Source organism: Streptomyces sp. NPDC054796 (assembly GCF_053611545.1).
Genome location: NZ_JBSHAO010000001.1, coordinates 62,703 through 84,343, shown reverse-complemented (window position 1 = coordinate 84,343; position 21,641 = coordinate 62,703). Strand labels below are relative to the sequence as shown.

The window sequence follows — 21,641 nt, the reverse complement described above, 5'->3', positions numbered from 1 at the left end:
TCCGCCCACTCCCCCGTTCGGCCCCGCACATGGGGCCACCCGGGGCAGGGGCGTGCCGGGAACCGGGCCGGAGCCCGGCGCGCGGCCGGTCAGGGGACGACGACGATCTTCCTGCCCTTCCCCTCGGAGAAACGTTCCAGCGCGGCGGGGTAGTCGTCCAGCGGCATGCGGTCGCTGATGAAGACGTCCGGGTCGAGCACGCCACCGGCGAACAGCTCGGCGGCCCGCTCGTAGCTGTGCAGTACGGCCATCGAGCCGGTGATGGTGATCTCCTGGTTGTAGATCTTGTACGGCTCGATGGTCGCCGTCGTCGCGTAGTCCGAGACGCCGAACTGGAGGAAGGTGCCCGCCTTGGCGACGCGGCCCAGGCCGTCCTGGATGGCGGCGGCGTTGCCCGTCGCGTCGACGACGAGGTCCCAGCCCCGCGGCCGGTCCAGTTCCTCGGCCGTCGCGGCGGCGCCCGAGCAGCCCAGCAGCCTGGCCGTCTCCAGGCGGTCGGGGTTGAGGTCCAGGACCTCGACGCTCGCGGCGCCCGTCCGCTTGGCCAGCTCCAGCATCATCAGGCCCATCGTCCCGGAGCCGTAGATCAGGACGTGGGCTCCGAGCTGGCTCTTGAGGACGTCGTAGCCGCGCACGGCGCAGGACAGCGGCTCGATGAGGGCCGCGTCCTGAGTGCGCACGTGCTCGGGCAGCTTCACGCAGTTGGCGACGGGCGCGACGGCGTACTCAGCCGCGCCGCCCGCCGTGGTGACGCCGATGGCGGCCCAGCGGTCGCACATGTTGTTGTGGCCCTGGCGGCAGTAGCGGCACTCGTGGCAGTAGAGCGAGGGATCGACGGCGACCCGGTCGCCCTCGGCCAGCTCCGTCACCTGGCTGCCCAGCGCGACGACCTCACCCGCGAACTCGTGCCCGGGGACCAGGGGCAGCGACGGGGCGAACTCGCCCTGAAGGATGTGCAGATCGGTCCCGCACAGCCCGCACGCCGCCACCCTCACCACGACATCGCGGGGCCCCGGGGTGGGGTCGGGCACGGTCGTGAGGGATACCTTGCCGACGGACTCGACGAGTGCGGCCTTCATTTCACGGCTCCTAGAGACAGGCCCTGGACCAGCTTGTCCTGGGCGGCGAACCCCGCGGCGAGAACCGGCAGGGAGATCACGAGAGACGCGGCGCACACCTTGGCCAGGAAGAGGCCCTGGCTGGTGATGAAGCCGGTCAGGAAGACGGGCGCGGTCTGCGCGACGACGCCGGTCAGAACCCGGGCGAAGAGCATCTCGTTCCAGCTGAAGATGAAGCAGATCAGCGCGGTGGCGGCGATGCCTGGGGCGGCGATCGGGGCGATGACGCGCGCGAGGATCACGGGCAGCCTGGCGCCGTCGATCTGCGCGGCCTCGATCAGCGCGGTGGGAACCTCGGCGAGGAAGGACTGCATCATCCACACCGCGATCGGCAGGTTCATCGAGGTGTAGAGGATGACCAGGAGCCAGATGTTGTCCAGCATGCCGGTGTTCTTGGCGAAGAGGTAGATCGGCAGGATGCCCGCGACGATCGGCAGCATCTTCGTCGAGAGGAAGAAGAACATCACGTCGGTCCACTTGCGCACCGGACGGATCGACAGCGCGAACGCGGCGGGCAGCGCGAGCACCAGGACCAGCGCGGTGGACACGAGCGAGGCGGTCAGCGAGTTGGCGAGCGCGAACCAGGGGCTGGCGCCGCCGCCCGCGCCGAAGAACTCGCGGTAGCTGTCCAGGGTGAGCGGTGCCGTCAGGGACGGCGGGTTGGTGGCGGCGTCGCCCTCGGAGTGGAACGAGGTCAGGGCCATCCACAGGATCGGCAGCGCGAAGAGTATGCCGACGATCCAGGCGAGCAGCCCGAGCGCGGCGTTGCGCCTGCGCACGCTGCGGGGCTGGGTGTTCGGGTCCACCTTGGCGGCGGGCTTCTTGGGTGCGGTCGTGGGGACGCTGTCGACGGCGCTCATGCGCGTGCCTCCTCGCGGAAGAGGGACGAGACCACCCGCAGGGCAATGGTGGCGATGATGAGGGAGCCGATCACGACCAGCACGCCCGCGGCGGAGGCCAGCCCGTACTCGTGTCCCTGGTAGAAGGTCTGGTAGATCGTGTACGGCAGGTTGGCGGTGCCGAGGCCGCCGGAGGTGATGGTGAAGACGGCGTCGAAGTTCTGCACGATGTAGATCGTGCCGAGCAGGCCGCCCAGTTCCAGATAGCGGCGCAGGTGCGGGAACGTGATGTAGCGGAAGATCTGCCAGGCGTCGGCGCCGTCGATCCGGGCCGCCTCGATGGCGTCGGACGGGCGGCTCTGGAGGCCGGCGAGCAGGATCAGCATCATGAACGGCGTCCACTGCCAGATCAGCGAGGCTTCCACGGCGCCCAGCGGCATCTCGGCGACCCAGTCGGGCTGGGCCGCGCCGTCGCCGAAGATCCAGTGGAGGACACCGTTGAAGAGGCCGTACTCGGGGTTGTAGAGCACGTGCTTCCACAGCAGCGCGGCGGCCACGGGCACCACGAGGAAGGGCGCGATGAGCAGCGTGCGGACGATGCCGCGGCCCTTGAAGGTGCGGTCGAGCAGCAGGGCGAGCAGCAGCCCGAGTACGAGGCTGACGAGGACGACCACGACGGTCAGCACGATCGTGGTGAACACGGACTTGCGCAGCGCGTCGTCGCCGAGCACCTCGGCATAGTTGGCGAACCAGTCGAAGGTGCGGGCCTCGGGGTAGAGCGCGTTCCAGTCGAAGAAGGAGATCACCAGCGTCGCCACCATGGGGAGCTGGGTGACGATGATCATGAAGACCAGCGCGGGCAGCAGGGGTGCGCGGGTCACCCACGCCTTCAGCTTGCCGGGCGGCTGCGGGGGCGCGGGGCGGGTGGGTGGTGGTACGGGCGTGCTGGGCGGCGTCGTCGTCGCGGTGGTCATCGTCCTCGTCCCTCGTAGTCCTCGGAGATCTCTTCGGCGAGCTGCTGCGACTTCTTCAGCGCGGTGTCCACGGACTGGCGTCCCGCGATGGCCGCGCTCAGCTCCTGCGAGACCTTGGTGCCCAGGTCGGAGAACTCGGGGATGTCAACGAACTGGATGCCGATCGTGGGGCGTTCCTGCACGCCGGGGTCGCGCGGGTCGGCCTCGGTGATGGCCTTGCGGGTGACCTCGCCGAAGGCACCCGCCGTCTTCTTGTACTGCGGGATGTCGTAGGTGGAGGCGCGCTTGCCCGCGGGCACGTTGGCCCAGCCGAACTCCTCGCCGACCAGCCGCTCGTACTCCTTGCTGGACGCCCAGGAGATGAACTTCCAGGTCTTGTCCTTGTTGCGGGACGCCTTCTGGAGGCCCCAGGCCCAGGTGTAGAGCCAGCCGGAGGACTCGGTCTTGACGGTCGGCGCCGGCACGTAGCCGATCTTGCCCTTGACGGGGGACTTCGCCGCCTCCAGGGAGCCCGCGCCCGCCGTCGCGTCGTACCACATGGCCGACTTGCCCTGCGTCATGTTGTTGAGGCACTCGGCGTAGCCGGACTGCGCCGCTCCGGCCTCACCGTGCTCGCGCACCAGCTTGACGTAGAACTCGGTGGCCTTGCGGAAGCCGGGGTCGGTGAGCTTGGCCTTGTAGTCCTTGTCGAACCAGGTGCCGCCGAAGGTGTTCACCATGGAGGTCAGCGGGGCGATCATCTCGCCCCAGCCGGGGAGCCCGCGCAGGCAGATGCCCTTCATGCCCTTCTCGGCGCCGTCCGCCTTCGCCGCCAGGTCCGCGACCTCGTGCCAGGTCGGCTTGTCGGGCATCTTGAGGCCCTTCTTCTCGAAGACGTCCTTGCGGTACATGAGGAAGGAGGACTCGCCGTAGAAGGGCTGCGCGTACATCTTGCCGTCCTCGCCGGTCAGCGACTCGCGCAGCGAGGGGAGGATGTCCTCCTGGTCGAACGCCTTGTCCTTCTTCGTGTACCTGTCGAGCGGCTCCAGCCACTCGTTCTTCGCGTAGATCGGCGCCTCGTAGTTGCTGATCGTGGCGGCGTCGTACTGGCCCGCCTGGTTCGCGAAGTCCTGGCCGATCTTGTCGCGGACGTCGTTCTCGGGCAGCGTCGTGAACTTCACCTTGATGCCCGTCTTCTTGGTGAAGTGCTTGGCGGTGAGCTTCTGAAGCTCGACCATCTGCGGGTTGTTCACCATCAGGATGTTGATGGTGTCGCCGCCTGTGCCGAGGCTGCCGGCTCCGGCACAGGCGGACAGCAGCGCTGTCGCCGTGCCTATGCCGATGGCTGCGCGCGTCCGGTGTCGGCGCTGACTGCGACTGCGCATGGGGGCTCCTGGTCGTATCGGGATATAGCGGGCGCGGGGAGGCGCCGGAGGGCGTGCGGGGTGGGGCGTTCCGGTGGGGCGTTCCAGTGGGGGTGAGGCGGTCCGGTGGGGGTCAGGCGGTCCGGTGGGGGTCAGGCGGTCCGGTGGGGGCCGGAGCGGGGTGTTCCGGGTGCTTCGGGGTGCTCCGCGAGGGGGAGGGGGCGGGCCGGGGCCCGTGTCAGACGCGGATCACCTGCGGTCCCTGGAGCGAGTAGCGGTGGGCCTCGGAGGCGGGCAGCCCGGTCGAGGTGATGATGGCTTCGAAGTCGCCGACCTCGGCGAACCGGCAGAAGCTCACCGCGCCGAACTTGGTGTGCATGCCCGCGAAGACCCGCCGCCGCGAGGCGCGGATCGCCTGCGCCTTGACCTCGCTGACGGCCGGGTCGGGCGTGGTCAGACCGTGGTCGCGGGAGATGCCGTTGGCACCGATGAAGGCGAGGTCGATGACGAACCCGGCGAGCATCTTCGTCGTCCAGTGCTCGACGGTGGCCAGCGTCCCGCCGCGCACCCGCCCGCCGAGGAGCAGCACGGTGACCTTCTCGGCCGACGCGAGTGCCCCCGCCGCCGCCAGGGATGCGGTGACGACGGTGAGCTGACGGTCCTGCGGCAGTGCCTCGGCGATGAGCTGGGGGGTGAAGCCCTCGTCGATGAAGACTGTTTCGGCCTCGCCGAGCATCTCGGCGCAGGCGGCGGCGATCCGCCGCTTCTCGGGGACGTGCATGGTGGTACGGAAGGCGAGCGTCGTCTCGAAGCCCGCGCTCTCCACGGGATAGGCGCCGCCGTGGGTACGGCGCAGCAGCCCGTGCGACTCCAGGACGCGCAGGTCACGGCGGACCGTCTCCTTGGCCACGCCCAGTTCGGCGGCGAGTTGGGCCACGTCGACGGAGCCCGTGCGACGGGCCGCCCCGACGATCTCCCGCTGACGTTCCTCCGCGCTCATGGCGTACGCGCTCCCTCTCCGTTCGGTCACCCGGGTGCCCGTTCGGGCCCGTGTGGAGAGTTGTACAGGCCCTCGAACATCCGGGCCAGGTTCGTCACGAGGCGGATCATGACCGTCTCCGCCCGTTTACCCGTGCTTCGACTACGCTTCGCACCTGCGGAATCGTGTCCCACGCCCCCTCCTTCGGTGCCCGTTCCCATGCGCGCAGGCGCCCGTTCGCCGTCCGCGCGGCTTCGGGCGGCGGGCCGACGGAGTCCGTACGGGCACTTCCGGTGCGGGTGGGGCATGTGTTCCGCGACGTTCCGGATGCCCGAACGGTCAGCCCCGGATACGGAGTCCGTTCCGCGAGGGTGGCCAGGAGCGGGACGGAGGCGGTCCGGGCGTCGTCGGGCGGGATTCCGGCACCGACGGGCACGGCGCGGGCAGACGGGCGCGGGGCCGGGCGGATGCGGGCAGTCACGGGCAGGGCGGAGCGGCCTGCGGGCAGTCCGGGGCCACGGGGGCCGGGACGCGGGCGTCCCCGGGCCGGGGGGCGAGGGCGGGGCCCCGGTCAGTTCTGGGCCGGGCGCATCCGGAAGTCGTAGCGTGCGGGCAGCGGTTCGTCCGTCAGCGCGGCCCAGGTGTCGCTGAGCACCTCGTCGCCCTCGCGGAGGTCGGCCACCTCGAAGCCGTGGTCGAACACCGCCCGCGCCCCCTCGCGGTCACCCCGCGCGAGCAGCACCCGCGCGTGCAGGAGCCGGAAGCGCCCCCGCTCCCTGATGCCGGGGCGCAGCCCCTCCAGTACGGCCGCCGCCTCGTCGGCGAGCCCCGCGGCCAGCAGCGCCTCGACCGTCTCCCGGCCGAGCGCGGCCATCGCCGCCGTCCACGGGCCGCCCTCGCGGCTCTCCTCCCGCGCGTCCTGGAAGGCGGCGAGATAGCGCTGCGCGGCCCGTACGGTGTTGCCCTCCTGGAGATCGGCGACGGCGAGGCAGCGCAGCGCGGGCCAGTCGTCGTCGTGGGTGAGGGCCCGCTCCCAACTGCGTACCGCCTGCGAACGGTCACCGGCGGCCCACTGCGCCACCCCCAGGTGGTAGTCCAGCTCCGTCCCCGCGGGCACCGTCGGCTGCGCCGCCTCCAGCAGTTCGCGCCACTCGCGCGAGACGGGCGTAGGGCCCGGCGGCAGCACCTTCGCGGGCGCGGGCAGCACGCCCGTGCGCAGCAGCTCGATCCACGGCTCCTGGTCGGGGCCCAGCGTGTCCGCGTCGAACGGTGTGCCGGGCAGGTGGTGGCCGCCGCGCTCGGCCTCCAGCGCACCCCATCCTGAACCCGTCGCCAGGCGCGGCCCCTCGGGCTCGGTGTCCGCGTACGGGCGCCAGGCGGCGAACGCCGCCTCGACGTCCGCGCGGGGCAGCGCCGACTCCAGCCGGTCCGCCGTGTGGGCGCGCGCCTCGGCCCAGTCGGCGCCGTGCACGGTGCCGGGGTCCGTCGCCAGCGGTCCGTACGCCTCCAGCCACGCGAACTCCTCCCCGGCAGGCAGTGCCACGTGCTCCAGTTGCGTGCGCGCGAGCCCCGCCTGGATCTCCGCGTACCCCGGTGTGCCGGGCTTCGTCAGCCACTGCTGCCAGCGCCGCCCGCCGGGACCTCGGCCCCACACGAACAGCTTCCGGCCGCTGAGCAGGTCGGTCGAGGTCTGCACGAGGCCGCGGCCCTCCCCGTCGAGTGCCGCGATCCACTTCCTGGAGGCGCGCGGCACCTCGTAGAAGTAGTCGGCGGGGAAGTCCCCGCGCGCCGGATATGTGCGGTCCACCCCCTCCCACTCGGGGACGGGGACGTTGCGCAGCCTGCCCTCGTACGCGAAGTACCAGGTCTCCTCGGCCGGGACGAGCACGCGGGTGCGCTCGTCCTCCGGGACGGCGATGTTGGACCACCAGTAGACGGGCACAGGGCGGTCGTGGGGATTGCGGATACGGACGCCGACGTGGAGGAAGTCCGAGCCCTCCGGCAGCCACAGATCGACCTGGAACGGGGTGTCGCGCAGCCGCTCCCACTCCCACAGGCGCAGCATCTCGCCGCTCCCGTCGGGCGCGGGGACGCGCGCCGCGTGCACGGGCGCGCAGGAGAGCGTGGTGTGCCCCGTCGCGCCGATGTTCCACTCGACGCCGCCGGAGAACCACGCGCCGTTGAGCGCGAAGCAGGCGGGCTGGAACACGGGGTTGGAGTAGAGCAGTTCGCGCCCGGTGGGCTTGTGGTGGAGGGAGTGGATCCGCCCGCCGAGACCGGGCAGCACCGTCGCCCGCAGCCGGTCGTTCTCGATCACCAGGGTGTCGAGGTCCGTCGGGACGCGCTCGCGTCCGTAGCCGTCCAGGAGGCGGGTGGGCAGTACGGTGCGCAGTGGCTCGTAGCCGACCTGGCGCGCCATGTCGGGCGGCAGCACGGCGCGGTCGCGGTCCTCGACGGTGTGCGGCTCGTCGAGCGGCACGAGCGCGGGAAGCGGGTTCTCCTGGCCGAGGGGCGCGGCGGGAAGGGTGAGGGTGCTGCGTCGTACGGTCGTGGCCACGGCGTCCTCGCTCTCGTTCACGGGCGCCGCCGCCAGCCGGGACCCCCGATGACCATGGAACACGGTCCGCTACGGCTTGAACAGCCCCTGTTCCGGGCACGCTTGCGGCTCCGGCGGGCCGGGCGCGGGACCGGTGCGGGACCAGTGCGGGACCGGCTCCGGCGGCGGTGCCGTCGCGGGCCGGAGCGGCCCTTCTGACCGCGCGGTTACGCCCCCGTACCGTCCGGGCCGTCCGTACCGCCCTTACCGTCCGGGCCGTTCCCCTCTCGGAGGGCGAGGGCCGAGGCGGCGGCGTAGCCGGGGGGCGCGTCGATGTCGTCGAGCCGCCAGCCGGGGAGGACGCCGGGGTCCTCGCCCGTGCCGACGTAGCTGACGGACGGCGCCTCCGCGAGGCCGGTCCCGGTGCCCTTGAGATACGCCTCCTTGCGGGTCCAGCAGCGCGCGAACGCCTCCGGGCGCCGCGCCTCGGGGAGCGCGAGGCACTCGTCGCGCTCGCGCGGGTGGAGGGTGGGGATCAGCTCGGCCACGGCGGCGGCCCGCGGGTGTTCCTCCACGTCCACGCCGACGGGGGTGGCGGCGAAGCCGAGCAGCACCACGTCACCGGCGTGGGAGAGCGAGAAGTGGAGGGGGTCGCCGGGGACCGAGGGCCGTCCGTGCGGCCCGCCGCACACGGGGCAGTCGGCGCGGGTCAGTTCGAGAGCGGCGGGCTCCCCGCCGAGGCGCGCGGCGAGTTCGCGGCGCAGGGCGACGTGCGCGACGCGGTAGCGGTCGCGGTCCGCTTCCCGTACGAACGCGGCGGCGCGGGAACGCTCCGCCTCCGAGAGCATCGCCTCGTCACGGGCGGCCTCGGCGGCGTACTCGGAGACACGCAGCAGGCTGAACTCGACGGTGCCGGGCGGGGGCGCGGCCCCGGGCGCGGGCCGGGCTCCTGGCCCGGGCTCGGACGACGGTGGTGTGGGCGGCGGCATGGGCATGGGTGTGGACGGCGGCATGCGCCGAACGTAACAACTCGGAGGCATCCCCGGATCGCCTCGTGCTATACCGGCACCGTTCCTGAAGACTGAGCATGGGTTGCACGTGCTCAGCCGAACGTCCCGAACGGTCTTGGGCGTTCTGGTCCACCGCGTTCCGCTGCGCGTCCGGCGCCATCGGATCGTGTCCGTGGTCCGTGGATGCGGGGGCGGCTTCCCTCGCTTCCTCGGTTCCCGGATGAGGCCTGGGCGGTCCGATGCCCGCCGGCATCGCTCTGGTGCTGGCGGGGCGGTGCCGTCCGTCGCCTGATCCGGTGGCCGAGGGAGCGTCGTCCGATCGCCACCGAGGCGGCGGCGTGTCGGCTGGTCTTGCGGTTCTTGCCGGTGAGGGGCTTTTGCCAGTGCTCGGTGCCCCACATCGAGGTATAGGCGGGATCGACGGCGATCACGCTGATGCCGGCCTCGGCGCACATACTGAGCAGGCGGGCGCGGAGCTTGCCGGTGGGGATGCCGGAGACGAGCTGCCGGAACTTCTTCTTCCGGCCGTGCTTCTCCCGCGTCTTGGAGTCGGTGAAGTCGAGGTCTTCGATCGCGATGGCCCGCACGCCGGTCGCCCTGGCCCAGTGCAGGAGGCGACTGAGGGCGTGGCGGAGCTGGGCGTCGCGGTGAGTGGCGGTGCCGGTCAGGTCGTAGTCGAAGCGGCGCGGGCTGCCGACGGGGTTGCCGTGCTCGTCCAGCAGCCAGGCGGCAAGGTGGTCGGCGTTGGTGTCCACGCCGATGACGCCTCCGGCCCGCAGCGCATCGAGCGGGATCACGGGGAGGTCTTTTCGCCTCCAAGAGGCGTCCAGGTACCAGCGGCCGGAGGCGGTGTCGTGGTGGATGCGGTAGGACACGGCCCGGTTCGCCTGGACGCGGTCGCGCCACTGTGTGCCCCGGTGGGGGAAGCTCACGCGGGCGCCGAGGACGTAGCGGCCGTTTTTCGCGTTGGCCATGCCAGCGAGCGGAGCGGGGAGCTTGACGCTGACCTCGCCGTGCGGGGCGACGCGGATCGTCTCGTTGCCGTGCCGCTTGCCGGACTCGCCGTCAGCGGCCAGGAACCAGCGCGCCGCCTCCCACTCGGACCGCCACTGCCCGGATGTCTTGTGTGCGGCGTCCAGGTTGTGGCGCTGGTGGAGCAGACGGCGGCCACCGCGCACCACGGAGACCTGTCCCGCCTCCCGCTCGGCGCGCACTCGCTCGTAGCGGCCTTCGAGGATCGTCAGGCGGCGCGTCTTGACGAACCATTCGTGCTTCGACCGGTAGCCGCCGGGCTTGCCCCGGCTGCCCTTCTCCCCGACCGGCAGGGAGAGCCGGTGCCGGATCATGCGGATACCGGCGTCCAGGGACTGGAGGTGCTGGTGCTGGGCGCGGCGTGAAAGGCCCCACTGGTCGTGGGTGCTGGAGGTGACCGACCCGGCCCACCGGGACGAGGAGAGGGCAGTCAGGTCCCGCTTCCGCCCGGCCCAGGTGTCGGTGGAGTGGTCCAGGCCGTCACGGCACCTGCGGGCCAGATCAGCGCAGGCGAGACGCCCCATGTGCCCGCCCACGGCACGCAAGACCTTCACATCCTCACCGGTCAGGCCCTTGAGGCGGTCGCGGATGCTGACGCCGGACGGTCCCTCGGCCACGAACGGACGGGCGATCTGCCGCAGCGTCCTGCGCTGGTGGTCAGCCACGCTGCGCGGCCTCCAGCGCCTTCCTGGCACGGTTCTTCGCCGAGCGCCGCCCGTACAGGCGGGCGCAGAAGGACGTCAGCACCTCCACCACATCGCGCACCAGGTCGTCTTCCACCTCGTCTTCCACCTCGCCGTCGTCCAGGACGACTAGGCGACGCGCGTGCGCGGACAGCGCGGCCTCGACGAGTTCGACGTTCATCCGCCCGAGGCGGTCTTTGTGCTCGACCACGACCGTGGCCACTGTCGGGTCGGCCAGCAGCCGCTTCGCCTTCGGCCGGGCGCCGTTCACCCCGGAGGCGATCTCCGTCTCCACACGGACCACGCGGTGACCGGCCTTGGCAGCCCACTGCGACAGCCGGGCGACCTGACGTTCCAGGTCCGCCTTCTGGTCGCGGGAGGAGACCCGGGCATACAGGCCCAAGCCCCCGGCCGCCTCCGGGACCGCGGCGGCGATGTTCACCAGGATCGTGCGCGGTCCCACACGCTGAGCGGGCACAGGAAGCGTCCCGTTCTTGAACCAGCGATACGCGGTATGGGGACTCACCCCTTGGGCCCGTGCCCACTCAGTCAGATTCACACGAAGACCATAGCGCAACTAAAGGAAGGCCATGCACACTTATGCACACTCAATCAACGGCAGTTCCTCACCCCTCGTGGTCTCCCGTCGGCCCCACAGCCCTCGCGGACCTCACAGAGCCCCGCTGTCCCCGTCGCCCGCCGCCCGCCACCCGTCGCCAAAGAGGAGCGCCCGCCCGTGCCGCCGTCCTGGGCCACCGCACCGCTGATCCCCGACTCCCTCCCCGTCGTGACGACGATGCGGCGCCACGCGAGCGGCCGGGAGTGGCTGGCCCGGCTGCCGGGGCTCATCCGTGAGCTGGCGCTGCGGTGGGAAGTGGAGCTGGACGCGCCGTTCCACGGGGGCAGCTGCTCCTGGGCCGCGCCCGCGCGCACGGCGGACGGCGGCAGCGCCGTCCTCAAGGTGACGTGGCCGCACCCCGAGGCCGAGCACGAGGGCGAGGCGCTGCGGCTGTGGGACGGGCGGGGCGCCGTGCGGGTGTACGCGGCGGACGCCGAGCACTACGCGCTGCTGCTGGAGCGGTGCGAGCCGGGCACGGAGCTGGGCCGGAGCGGGCATCTGCCCGCCGAGGACCGGCTGCGCCAGGCCGCCGCCGTGCTGCGCGAGCTGTGGGAGGCCGTCGCGCCCGGGGCCGCGTCCGGGCCCGTGTCCCGCATGAAGCGCGTGGCCGACGTGGCGGCCGAGTGGGCCGGACTGGCCGAGGAGCGCGCGGCGCGGCGCGTGTGGCCCGCCGAACTGGACAGCGGGCTGTTCACGACGGCGGCCGGGCTGCTGCGGGAACTGCCCGCGACGGCGGGCCGCGAGGTGATCGTGCACGGCGACTTCAACCCCGGCAATCTCCTCGCGGCCCGCCGCAGCCCGTGGCTGGCCATCGACACCAAGCCGATGAGGGGCGATCCGGCCTTCGACCCGTGGCCGCTGCTGGAACAGGTCGACGACCCGTTCGCGCACGCAGAGCCGCACCGGGTGCTGGCCCGCCGCACCGCGCTGATCGCCGACGAACTGGGTCTGGACGTGGACCGCGTACGGGCGTGGACGGTGGCCCGGCACGTCGAGTACGTCCTGTGGTCCGTGGACGAGGACGACGACCTCTCCGGCAGCGTCCGCATGATGCGCCAGGCCCGGATCCTGGCGGACGTGGCCGGGCTCTGACCCGGTTCCCCGCCCGCCCCCTCCGGACCGACGCCGCCGCGTCACTCCCCCGTGCTGCCGTCGGCCAGCTCCCGCGCGACGTCGAGATGGCCGAGGTGGCGCCCGTACTCCTGGAGCAGGTGGAAGAGGATCCAGGCCAGCGACGGCGCCCGTTCCCCGTCGGGGAAACGGCCCCCGGTCCGCGCACGCGTGCCCAGCGGCACCCCCGCCACCACGCTCCGCGAGCGCGCGCACTGCTCGTGGAAGGCGGTGAACACCTCCTCGGTGGCCGTCCCCTCCGGGACGTACCACCGCCCGTCCGCTTCCCCGCCCGCGTGATCGCCCCACGGGTCCGGCACGGGCTCCGCCGCGAACCCCCAGGACAGCCAGCGGCGTTCGACGTAGGTGAGGTGCCGCAGCAGTTCCAGCGGCGCCCACCCGGACGGCAGGCGGCTGCCGCGCAGCTCGTCCTCGGACAGTCCGTCGAGCTTCCGCAGCAGCGCGGCACGGTGGTAGTCGAGATAGCCGGACAGGAGGGCGTGCGGGTCCGCGACGGTGGGCTCGGGCTCGCCCGGCGGCAGCGGCGGAATCACGGGTCCGGTCACAGCAGGCCCGGCGCGTCGTACGTCAGAGTGCGGGCATCGGCGTCCAGGACGGCGGGGACGCCCAGCGGCAGCGACAGGGTGGAGGGGCCGTGGCCGAAGCCCAGCTCCTCCACGACGGGGACGCCCAGCGGCGCCAGCCGCTCCCGCAGCACCGCGCGCACCTCCTCCGGCGGCCCGCACCCGGTCCAGGAGCCGAGCGCGATGCCCGCGACGCCTTCCAGCCAGCCCGAGCGCAGCAGTTGCGTCAGCATCCGGTCCAGGCTGTACGGGGGCTGGTCCACGTCCTCCAGGAGCACGATCCCTCCGGCGGCCGACGGGCGCGCGTTCGGCGTGCCGCGCTCGGCGGCGAGCAGGGAGAGGTTGCCCCCGAGGGTGATGCCGCGCGCCCGGCCCGGGACCAGGGTGCGGGTGGCGGGTCCGGGGCCCACCTCGCGCATCGTCTCCGGCTCGAAGAGGGTGCGCCGCAGATGGTCCTGGGTGGCCTGGTCCTTGAGGAAGGAGGCGGTGGCCGTCATGGGCGCGTGGAGGGAGGCCAGGCCCAGGCGCAGGGCCAGGGCCTCGTGCAGGACGGTCAGATCGCTGTACCCGACGAACAGCTTGGGCCCCGCGGCGCGCAGCGCCTCCCAGTCCAGCAGATCGAGGACGCGCTGGGTGCCGTAGCCGCCGCGGGCCGCCAGGACGGCGGTCAGCGAGGGATCGCACCAGGCGTCCTGGACGTCGCGGGCGCGGTCGGCGTCCGTGCCCGCGAGATAGTCGCACTCCGGGTGCCTGTCGCGCACATGGGGCATGACGACCGGCTCCAGGCCCCACTCGGTGAGCAGTTCCACGCCCGCCTCCAGCCGCTCGCGGGGCACGGGCCCGCTGGGCGCGACGAGGGCCACGCGATCGCCGGGGCGCAGCCTGCGCGGCCTGGCGAGGGAGCCGAGGGTGACGGTCATTTGCTCAGCTCCACCATGGGCACGTCCTCGCGGGGGATCCCGAAGGTCTGCGCGTACAGGGAGAGTTCGGCCTCGACTGCGCGCACGATGGTCTCCGCGCGCCGGAACCCGTGCCCCTCGCCCTCGAAGGCGATGTAGGCGTGCCGGACGGCGCGCCCGTCCACCTTCTCCAGGAACCGCTCGCACTGGACGGGCGGGCAGATCACGTCCTCCAGGCCCTGGAGCAGCAGGAAGGGCGCGGAGATGCGCTGGGCGTGGTTGATCGGCGAGCGCTCGCGGTACCGCCCCGGGTAGTCGGCGAGGGGGCCCACCAGCGACTCCAGGTACCGCGACTCGAAGTCGTGGGTCTCGCCGGTGGCCCAGCCCGCCAGATCGAGGATGGGGTACGTGATGGTGCCGCAGGCGTAGAGCCCGGCGGCGGCCGGGGAGGTCAGGGATGCGGCGCTGGTCCAGCCGCCCGCGCTGCCGCCGCGGATGGCGAGCCGCCGGGGGTCGGCGGTGCCCTCCTCGGCCAGGGTGCGGGCGACGGCGGCGCAGTCCTCGACATCCACCACGCCCCACTGCTCGCGCAGTCTGTTGCGGTACTCCCTGCCGTAGCCCGTCGAGCCGCCGTAGTTGACCTCGGCGACGCCGATGCCGCGCGAGGTGAAATAGGCGATCTCCAGATCGAGGACGAGGGGGGCGCGGCTCGTCGGGCCGCCGTGCGCCCAGACCACGTACGGCGGAAGCTCGCCCTCGGCCGCCGTGCGCTCGGGGTGGTGGGGCGGATAGAGGTGGGCGTGGATGTCGCGCCCTTCGGGGCCGGCGAAGGTGCGGATGAGCGGTTCGGGGTAGTAGGCCGGATCGATCGCGTCCTCGTGCCGGGAGGCGACGACGAGGCTGTGGCCCGTGCAGGTGTCGAGTTCGACGATCTCGTACGCCGTGCGGGGGCTGGCGGCGACGCCGGTGACGCGGGTGCCGGTGACGGCCAGCGTCGGCCCCCACTCGGTCCAGGGGCCCGGCGCGTCCACGAGATCGCCCGTCTCGGGGTCCAGGATGCCGAGCGTCATGGAGCCGCGGCCGTGCAGGGTGGCGATGAGTCCGCTCGGCAGCGGCTGGAACCACTTCTGGCCTATCCGCCACAGCCCCGCGGCGAACTCCTCCTCCCTCGGGCACAGTGCCGTCCCCGAGGCGGGCCCGCGCTGCCACGCGTCGGGCTCCAGGCGCCGGAGGTTCCACCAGCCGCTCGCGTCCGAGGCGTAGAGCAGCGCGCCGTCGGCCGCCCACTCGATCTGCGGCACCGACTCCTCGGGTCCTCCCGCGACGGTGCACACCCCGGTGAACTCGCCCGCCTCGGTCACCAGCGCCGCCTTGACCTCGGTGCCGTCCCAGGGCATCGCCGGGTGGTCCCAGGCGATCCAGGCGACGTGCCGCCCGTCGGGCGACAGGCGAGGCCCTGTCACGAAGCGGCTGCCGTCCCCGTGCAGTTCGCGGACGCGCGAGCGGTCGTCCGCCGCCGATCCGTCCAGAGGCACGGCCACGAGGGCGCGCCGCAGCTCAGTGGGGCCCGGTCCCGTGAACTCCTCCATGACGCACCACACTTCGCCCCGCTCGGGCAGCACGACGGGATCGCACCAGCGCAGTCCGTCCTCCACCACGGCCGAGAGCGGGGTGAGCGGCACGGGGGCCGCGCCGGGGGCGTCGGGCTCGTAGGCGTAGAGGCGCTGATCACCGAAGTGGGTGAAGACGACGAGGGGCCCGCCGTCGGCGCGGGGAGCGCCCGCCCAGGGCTGGCCGCCGTACTCGATGACGCGGTTGCGGACGTTCCACGGCGCGGGCAGGACCGAGGCGGGCTCGCCCTGACCGTAGGGGGCGAGCCGGACCAGGGCCCTTCGGCCGCCCTCCTCGGGGCGGGGCTCGGTCCACCACACCTCCTCGCCGACGGAACCCAGATACTCGGGCCGCCCGTCGTGCGCGGCGACGAGCCGCGCGTCGATGGGTGACGGCCAGCTGCCGAAGGGGGCCTGGATGGTCGCCATGGGGTGTCAGCCTCCTGGAAGAGCAAGAGCTAGAGCGCGAGCAGTGTGCGGTCGAGGACGCGTACTCCGAAGTGGAGCGCGTCCACCGGCACCCGCTCGTCGACTCCGTGGAAGAGCGCCTGATAGTCGAAGCCCTCCGGCAGCCGCAGCGGCGAGAAGCCGTACCCCGCGATGCCCAGCCGGGAGAACTGCTTGGCGTCGGTGCCGCCCGACATGCAGTACGGCACGACGTGCGCGTCCGGGTCGAAGTGCTCCAGCGCCTCCTTCATCGCGGCGAACGAGGGGGCGTCCACGGGCGCCTGGAGGGGGACCTCCCGGTGGTGGAACTCCCACGAGACATCGGGCCCCGTGAGCCGGTCCAGGGTCTCCTGGAACTCCTCCTCGCCGCCCGGAAGCATCCGCCCGTCCACATAGGCGGTGGCACTGCCCGGGATGACGTTGACCTTGTAACCCGCCTCGACCATGGTCGGGTTGGCGCTGTTGCGCACCGTGGGCTCGACCAGGGCGGCGGCCGGGCCCAGGCGGGCGAGCAGTGCGTCGACATCGAAGCCGGGCGCGTCCAGCTCTGGCACCCCCAGCCCGTTGAGCCGCGCCAGCTCCGTCAGTGCCGCGCGCACGGTGGGGGTGAGCCGCACGGGCCACTCGTGCTCGCCGATGCGGGTGACGGCGGCGGCGAGCCTGCTGATGGCGTTGGCCCGGTTCACCTTCGAGCCGTGCCCCGCCCTGCCCTTGGCGGTGAGCCGCAGCCAGGCGGTGCCGCGCTCTCCGGCAGCGACGGGATACAGCCGCATCCCCTCCCCCGCGTGGAAGGTGAAGGCGCCGGACTCGCTGATGCCTTCCGTGCACCCTTCGAAGAGGGCGCTGTGCTGGTCGGTGAGATAGCCCGAGCCGAAATCGGCGCTGTCCTCCTCGTCAGCGGTAAAGGCGAGGACGATGTCGCGCCGGGGGCGCACCCCGGCCCGCGCCCAGGCCCGGACGACGGAGAGCACCATCGCGTCCATGTTCTTCATGTCGATGGCGCCGCGGCCCCATACCACGCCGTCCCGGATCTCACCGGAGAAGGGGTGCACGGTCCAGTCGGCGGGTTCGGCGGGCACGACATCGAGGTGGCCGTGGACGAGGAGCGCGTCCGCCGTCGGGTCGGTGCCCTCGACGCGGGCGACGACGTTCGTGCGGCCGGGTGCCTTCTCCAGGAGGGTCGGCTGGAGACCCGCCTCCACGAGCCGCTCGGCGACGTACTCGGCGGCGGGGCGCTCGGCTCCCCGGCCGCCGCCGTAGTTGGTGGTGTCGATACGGATCAGCTCGGAGGTGTAGGTGACCACCTCGTCCAGCGCACGCTGGTCCACGTGCCCTACGGGCACGGCGGGACCGGCGTGCGCGAGGTGTTCCCCTTCCTCCGCGCCCTCCGTCCCGTCCGCTGCCCGCGCGGCCCTGGCCGCTCCTCCGGCGCTTCCGGCCCACTCAGCCATACTGTTCCTCCACCGCTGACGACACGACTGTGGTGACAGCCTTGAAGCAGCGAATCCCCTCGTACATGTCCGGCGAGGTGTACGCCACGCGGCGCTCCCCCGCCCTTTCCACTCCGGGGACCACGGTGGCGGCCCCGGCCAGGTGCTCGGCGTCGAACTCCATCTCCACGGTGCGCTCCTGCGGGGCTGCCGGGGTGGTACGGCCCGCCAGCGCCAGCGCCTTGGCCGCCGCTTCCCTGATGTCGGCCGCGGTTCTTCCCGGGGTGCGGCACACCGCGGCGTACCGCGAGACGTAGTCCTTCACGGCGACGCCGAGGGCTTCCGGGGCATAGCCCTTGGCGTCCTCGACGGTGCGGTCGTCCCCGGTGACGAGGATGACCGGCACTCCGTACTCCGCGACGACGAGGGAATTGAGCAGGCCCTCGCTGGCGCGCACGCCGTCCACCCAGACGCCGGTGAGCGAATTGGCGAGATAGGTGTGGGCGAGCACGCCCTCGTCGCCCGCGCCGGTGTGATAGCCGACGAACGCTACGCCGTCCACGTCACCGTGCTGGACGCCCTCGACCATGCTGAGCGACTTGTGCCTGCCGGTGAGCATCTGGGCCCTGTCGTCCAAGCGCTCCAGCAGCAGATTCCGCATGCTCCAGTGCGCTTCGTTGATGAGGACCTCGTCCGCGCCCGCGTCGAAGAAACCGGCCACCGCCGCGCTCACGTCCGAGGTGAACATCGAGCGGCAGCGCTCCCACTGCGGGGTGCCGGGGAGCACGTCCGCAGGCCAGGTCACACCTGTGGCGCCCTCCATGTCGGCGCTGATGAGGATCTTCATGCCCGGAAACGTTACGCGGTCGGCACAGACCACGACAGCCCTGTGGATAACTACAGAGGTATGGACCTCTTCACGTCATCCGTTCCGCCCAACGACCAGCCAGTTGGCGGGCAGCGCGACCGGTGATCCGTCGGCTCCCGGGACCGTCAGGACGAGCGGCAGCGACCCGCTGGCGAACACCCGCAGGCCTCCGGCGCGGAACAGTCCCGGCACCGAGCCGTCGTCCATCCCGACGGGCGCGATGCCGTGCGAGAAGACGGCGGCGAGCGCGGGCGGCGGCCCCTCCTCGCGCCGCATCAGGCGCAGCAGGACGTCCTTCGCCGCCCTGGCGGGTTCCACGACCAGGGCGCGCCCGTGGCGTCCGACGAGCGTGGCGACGGACGCGGCGATGCGGGCGCGGTCGTCGGGCCCGCACTGGTGGAGCACGCCCCGCAGATAGACGTCGGCGTCCCCCAGCTCCTCGCCCAGCTTGCCCACCTGTGCCGGGTCGGCGGCGTCCAGCCGCCGGAACTCCACCGTCCCCCGGGAGACCGCCGTCCCCTGGGAGGTCCCTTCCCCCGTTCCCTCCGTCTCCCCGCGCGCCCGCTCCACCGCCGTTCCCGACAGGTCCACGCCGATCACGCGCGCGTAGTGCCGCGCCAGGAAGCGGGTCTGGGTGCCGTTGCCGCAGCCGACGTCGACCAGGGGCAGCGTGCCCGGGGTGTGCGAGAGCAGCAGGGGCAGGTGCAGGGCCGCGACCTCTTCGGGTGCCGCGTCCCAGAGGACGGCCCCCTCGCCGGGCGGCGCGTCCCGCCAGAAACCGTCCCAGGCGTCGGCGTACTCCGTCAGTGCGTTCATCCCTGCCCCCTGAGCGCGCGTGGGAAAACGAGCCTGTGTTGGTTGAACATTCGAGAACACAGCGGGCCCCGTCAACCCCCGCCGGAGCCCCTTCCCGTAGCCCCTTCCCGACGCACGCGCCCGGACGGCGACGCGCGCGCCGCCCGGCGCTCAGGGCCGCCTCAGCGTCCGGGCAGCGACAGCTCGAACCACACGGTCTTGCCGCGCACGGAACGGCTCGTTCCCCACTCGCGCGCCAGACGGCTCACGACGCGCAGCCCGCGCCCGTACAGGTCGTCCTCCGCCGCCTCCACGAGCACCGGGAGCGCCGGATCCTCGTCGGACACCTCGCACAGCAGGACGTCGGTGCGCACCAGGCGGAGTTCGAACCGCTCGCCCCGCGCGTGCCGCACGGCGTTGGTGACGACCTCGCTCACCAGCAGTTCGACGGCGTCCCCCACCGTGCCGACCGCGCCGCCGTCCAGTTCCGCCAGCCCCCAGCGCACCAGCCGTTCCCGCGCCAGCCGCCGCGCCCGCGCCACCTGCCGGGGCTCGGCGGGCAGCTTCCAGCCCGCCACGTCCTCGGGCCCGATGCCGTTGAGGCGGGCCATCAGCAGGGCCACGTCGTCCTTGCGGCCCGCGCGGCCCGCCGTGGTGGTGCGGGCCAGCTCGCGGATGATCGTGTCGCAGGCGTCGTCCATGGAGGCGGCGGGGTGCGCGGCCGACTCGCACAGCGCGGCGAGCCCCTCGCCGATGTCCTCGCCGCGCACCTCCACGAGCCCGTCCGTGCACAGCACCAGCCGGTCACCGGGCGCGACGTCCAGCGTCACCGTCTCGAAGGGCACCTCGCCGACCCCGATGGGCGCGCCGGTCGGCAGCTCCAGCAGTTGGCTGTTCCCGTCGGCCGCGCGCACGAGAACGGGCGGGATGTGACCGGCGTTGGCCATCTGGAGTTCGGCCCTGATCGGGTCGTAGACGGCGTAGAGACAGGTGGCCAGATAGTTGTCGCCCAGCCGCTGCGCGAGGTCGTCCAGCTTGCGCAGCAGCCGCGCGGGCGGCAGATCGAGGGCCGCGAGGGTCTGTACGGCCGTACGCAACTGGCCCATCATCGCCGCCGAGTTGAGCCCGTGCCCCATCACGTCGCCCACGACCAGGGCCGTGCGCGAGCCGGGGAGCTTGATGGTGTCGAACCAGTCGCCGCCGACGCGGCCCAGCCGGGTGCCCGGGAGATAGCGGGTGGCCGTGTCGCAGCCCGCCGTGCGCGGCTGGACGCGGGGCAGCATGCTGTCCTGGAGCGTCTCCGCGACGTTCTCCTGATACGCGTACATCCGCGCGTTGTCCAGGACGAGCCCCGCACGCGCCGCCAGCTCGGCGCCCGTCACCCGGTCCATGTCGTTGAACTCGGCGCGCGAGCGGTGCCGCAGCAGGATCATGAAGCCCAGCACCACATGGCGCGCCTTGAGCGGCACCACGAGCATGGAGCGGTTGTTGATCAGCGGGCTGATGTCCCGCTTCTCGAACTGCGCCGCGATGGCGTGCCCCATCTCCTCGCTGATCCGCGGCACCAGCACGGGCTCGCCCGTGGTCATGCACTGGAAGAACGGCGTGTGCACGGGGAAGGGCATCGACTCGCCCACCGGCACCACGTCGTCCCAGCGCCCCGGCTCGTCGTTGTGCTCGACGGCGACCCGGTGCCACATCGTCGTCGCGTCCGGCGCCCCCTCGGGGAACCCCTCCCCCGCGACGACCTGCTCCCGCAGATAGGTCCCGGCCACGTCGGTGAAGCGGGGCACGACGGCCTCGCTGACCTCCTGGATCGTGCGGGCGAGGTCGAGCGAGGAACCGATGCGTCCGCTGACCTCGTTGAGGAACTCCAGGCGCTCCCGTACGGCCGCGTACTCCAGGTCCGACTCCAGCTCGCGCGCAGCCGACTCGGCGTCCTCGGGGGCCGCCTCCTCGACGGCGCGCAGCAGCCGCGTGCGCCGCTCCACCCGCCGGGGCACGCCCCAGTCGGGAGTGACGGGGACCCTCTCGTGCTGACTGATCTCCAGCACGGGATAGCCGAGTTCGAGGACCTGCGAGACGATCCGCGCGCTCTCCTGGGGGCTCATGCTCGGCAGGATCTCGGGGAGCCTGCCGGCCAGCTCGTCGGAGCCGGGGAACTCCGTGTGCAGGGCGAATCCGGGCGCGACGCGGTGGTGTTCGGCCTCGTCGGCCGCCTGGACACGGGACGCGTCGGCGGCGAGCACCAGCAGCCGCCCCGGGTCGGGCCCCACGAGGGGGTACGCCCACCAGACGACGTCCCCTGAGCCGCTGCCAGGATCGGCCGTACGGGCGCGTCCGGCCGTCGCGTACGCCGTCCTCCCGCAGCCCCGCTCCTCGCTCCGCACGGAGTGCCCCGGGTGGTCGAACCCGCCGGTCAGCCCCTCGTCGCCACGCCAGCCCGCGACGTTGCCGAAGGCCCCGGCTATCGGCATGAGTTCGACCGCGAGCGCGCCGACGGCTTCCTCGCGCGCGTACCCGAAGAGCTTGCGCGCGCCTGTGCTCCAGTGCGAGACGAGTCCCTCGCCGTCGACGACGACCACCGCGAGCGGAAGGCGTCCCAGCGGGAGGGGTCGCGCCCCCTCCGCGGTCTCTCCCGCTCGCTCCATGGGGACCGTTCTCCCTTCCCGTGGCTCCGCGTCCACGGTACGGCGGCGCGGGGGCGCGGTGCGGGGCAACGGGGAATCCCGGGGGCGTCCGCCACCGATCGCACCGCAGAGCGC

General features: G+C 72.6%; 17 protein-coding genes. 1 reads left to right on the top strand and 16 read right to left on the bottom strand.

The window, feature by feature from the left end; translation table 11 throughout:
- Positions 1-89 precede the first annotated feature (89 nt).
- From ACWGJ2_RS00370 to ACWGJ2_RS00330, 9 genes are all read right to left on the bottom strand, one after another.
- The gene (locus ACWGJ2_RS00370) at positions 90-1,079 is read right to left on the bottom strand and encodes a zinc-dependent alcohol dehydrogenase family protein (RefSeq protein ID WP_453343657.1); all 990 of its coding nucleotides are present in this window, start codon (positions 1,077-1,079) and stop codon (positions 90-92) included.
- Entirely contained in the window at positions 1,076-1,978 is a 903-nt protein-coding gene (locus tag ACWGJ2_RS00365) for a carbohydrate ABC transporter permease (protein ID WP_453343656.1), read from the bottom strand. Before ACWGJ2_RS00365 ends, ACWGJ2_RS00370 begins: the two co-directional genes overlap by 4 nt.
- The gene (locus ACWGJ2_RS00360; RefSeq protein ID WP_453343655.1) at positions 1,975-2,931 is read right to left on the bottom strand and encodes a carbohydrate ABC transporter permease; all 957 of its coding nucleotides are present in this window, start codon (positions 2,929-2,931) and stop codon (positions 1,975-1,977) included. The genes ACWGJ2_RS00365 and ACWGJ2_RS00360 overlap by 4 nt, the downstream gene beginning before the upstream one ends.
- Positions 2,928-4,295 (bottom strand): ABC transporter substrate-binding protein, encoded by a 1,368-nt coding sequence (locus tag ACWGJ2_RS00355; RefSeq protein WP_453343654.1) that lies wholly within the window; start codon positions 4,293-4,295, stop codon positions 2,928-2,930. Before ACWGJ2_RS00355 ends, ACWGJ2_RS00360 begins: the two co-directional genes overlap by 4 nt.
- Before the next feature lie 217 nt (positions 4,296-4,512).
- Positions 4,513-5,274: a DeoR/GlpR family DNA-binding transcription regulator gene (locus ACWGJ2_RS00350; RefSeq protein ID WP_453343653.1), complete on the bottom strand. Its 762-nt coding sequence runs from the start codon at positions 5,272-5,274 to the stop codon at positions 4,513-4,515.
- Between the two features lie 550 nt (positions 5,275-5,824).
- On the bottom strand, positions 5,825-7,810 hold the full coding sequence (locus tag ACWGJ2_RS00345; RefSeq protein WP_453343939.1) for a DUF5107 domain-containing protein: 1,986 nt from the start codon (positions 7,808-7,810) through the stop codon (positions 5,825-5,827).
- A 206-nt stretch (positions 7,811-8,016) separates the two neighbouring features.
- The gene (locus ACWGJ2_RS00340) at positions 8,017-8,802 is read right to left on the bottom strand and encodes a 4'-phosphopantetheinyl transferase family protein (protein WP_453343652.1); all 786 of its coding nucleotides are present in this window, start codon (positions 8,800-8,802) and stop codon (positions 8,017-8,019) included.
- 89 nt (positions 8,803-8,891) lie between these two features.
- The gene (locus ACWGJ2_RS00335) at positions 8,892-10,496 is read right to left on the bottom strand and encodes an IS200/IS605 family accessory protein TnpB-related protein (RefSeq protein ID WP_453343651.1); all 1,605 of its coding nucleotides are present in this window, start codon (positions 10,494-10,496) and stop codon (positions 8,892-8,894) included.
- A complete protein-coding gene (locus tag ACWGJ2_RS00330; RefSeq protein WP_453343650.1) occupies positions 10,489-11,073 on the bottom strand; it encodes an IS607 family transposase in 585 nt (194 codons plus the stop codon). Before ACWGJ2_RS00330 ends, ACWGJ2_RS00335 begins: the two co-directional genes overlap by 8 nt.
- A gap of 177 nt (positions 11,074-11,250) precedes the next feature.
- Between ACWGJ2_RS00330 and ACWGJ2_RS00325 the strand changes: the two genes are divergently transcribed.
- Positions 11,251-12,225, top strand: coding sequence for an aminoglycoside phosphotransferase family protein (locus tag ACWGJ2_RS00325; RefSeq protein WP_453343649.1), 975 nt, complete (start codon positions 11,251-11,253; stop codon positions 12,223-12,225).
- Between the two features lie 41 nt (positions 12,226-12,266).
- Here the strand turns inward: ACWGJ2_RS00325 and ACWGJ2_RS00320 are convergent, their stop codons facing one another.
- From ACWGJ2_RS00320 to ACWGJ2_RS00290, 7 genes are all read right to left on the bottom strand, one after another.
- Complete coding sequence (locus ACWGJ2_RS00320) at positions 12,267-12,809, bottom strand: DinB family protein (protein WP_453343648.1); 543 nt, start codon at positions 12,807-12,809, stop codon at positions 12,267-12,269.
- Positions 12,806-13,747, bottom strand: a complete 942-nt coding sequence (locus tag ACWGJ2_RS00315; protein WP_453343647.1) for a S66 peptidase family protein — start codon at positions 13,745-13,747, stop codon at positions 12,806-12,808. Before ACWGJ2_RS00315 ends, ACWGJ2_RS00320 begins: the two co-directional genes overlap by 4 nt.
- Positions 13,744-15,765, bottom strand: a complete 2,022-nt coding sequence (locus tag ACWGJ2_RS00310; RefSeq protein WP_453343646.1) for a S9 family peptidase — start codon at positions 15,763-15,765, stop codon at positions 13,744-13,746. Before ACWGJ2_RS00310 ends, ACWGJ2_RS00315 begins: the two co-directional genes overlap by 4 nt.
- Positions 15,766-15,794: 29 nt before the next feature.
- The gene (locus tag ACWGJ2_RS00305) at positions 15,795-17,234 is read right to left on the bottom strand and encodes a M20/M25/M40 family metallo-hydrolase (RefSeq protein WP_453343645.1); all 1,440 of its coding nucleotides are present in this window, start codon (positions 17,232-17,234) and stop codon (positions 15,795-15,797) included.
- Positions 17,227-18,060: a M55 family metallopeptidase gene (locus tag ACWGJ2_RS00300; RefSeq protein ID WP_453343644.1), complete on the bottom strand. Its 834-nt coding sequence runs from the start codon at positions 18,058-18,060 to the stop codon at positions 17,227-17,229. The genes ACWGJ2_RS00305 and ACWGJ2_RS00300 overlap by 8 nt, the downstream gene beginning before the upstream one ends.
- Positions 18,061-18,135: 75 nt before the next feature.
- Complete coding sequence (locus ACWGJ2_RS00295) at positions 18,136-18,897, bottom strand: class I SAM-dependent methyltransferase (RefSeq protein WP_453343643.1); 762 nt, start codon at positions 18,895-18,897, stop codon at positions 18,136-18,138.
- A gap of 161 nt (positions 18,898-19,058) precedes the next feature.
- Positions 19,059-21,527: a SpoIIE family protein phosphatase gene (locus ACWGJ2_RS00290; protein WP_453343642.1), complete on the bottom strand. Its 2,469-nt coding sequence runs from the start codon at positions 21,525-21,527 to the stop codon at positions 19,059-19,061.
- Positions 21,528-21,641 lie beyond the last annotated feature (114 nt).

Excerpts from the sequence above, each read along its gene's own strand:
- ACWGJ2_RS00310 (WP_453343646.1), bottom strand. The coding sequence starts at position 15,765 with ATGGCGACCATCCAGGCCCCCTTCGGCAGCTGGCCGTCACCCATCGAC.
- ACWGJ2_RS00350 (WP_453343653.1), bottom strand. The coding sequence starts at position 5,274 with ATGAGCGCGGAGGAACGTCAGCGGGAGATCGTCGGGGCGGCCCGTCGC.
- ACWGJ2_RS00290 (WP_453343642.1), bottom strand. The coding sequence starts at position 21,527 with ATGGAGCGAGCGGGAGAGACCGCGGAGGGGGCGCGACCCCTCCCGCTG.
- ACWGJ2_RS00370 (WP_453343657.1), bottom strand. The coding sequence starts at position 1,079 with ATGAAGGCCGCACTCGTCGAGTCCGTCGGCAAGGTATCCCTCACGACC.
- ACWGJ2_RS00300 (WP_453343644.1), bottom strand. The coding sequence starts at position 18,060 with ATGAAGATCCTCATCAGCGCCGACATGGAGGGCGCCACAGGTGTGACC.
- ACWGJ2_RS00315 (WP_453343647.1), bottom strand. The coding sequence starts at position 13,747 with ATGACCGTCACCCTCGGCTCCCTCGCCAGGCCGCGCAGGCTGCGCCCC.
- ACWGJ2_RS00340 (WP_453343652.1), bottom strand. The coding sequence starts at position 8,802 with ATGCCGCCGTCCACACCCATGCCCATGCCGCCGCCCACACCACCGTCG.
- ACWGJ2_RS00365 (WP_453343656.1), bottom strand. The coding sequence starts at position 1,978 with ATGAGCGCCGTCGACAGCGTCCCCACGACCGCACCCAAGAAGCCCGCC.
- ACWGJ2_RS00305 (WP_453343645.1), bottom strand. The coding sequence starts at position 17,234 with ATGGCTGAGTGGGCCGGAAGCGCCGGAGGAGCGGCCAGGGCCGCGCGG.
- ACWGJ2_RS00360 (WP_453343655.1), bottom strand. The coding sequence starts at position 2,931 with ATGACCACCGCGACGACGACGCCGCCCAGCACGCCCGTACCACCACCC.
- ACWGJ2_RS00295 (WP_453343643.1), bottom strand. The coding sequence starts at position 18,897 with ATGAACGCACTGACGGAGTACGCCGACGCCTGGGACGGTTTCTGGCGG.
- ACWGJ2_RS00355 (WP_453343654.1), bottom strand. The coding sequence starts at position 4,295 with ATGCGCAGTCGCAGTCAGCGCCGACACCGGACGCGCGCAGCCATCGGC.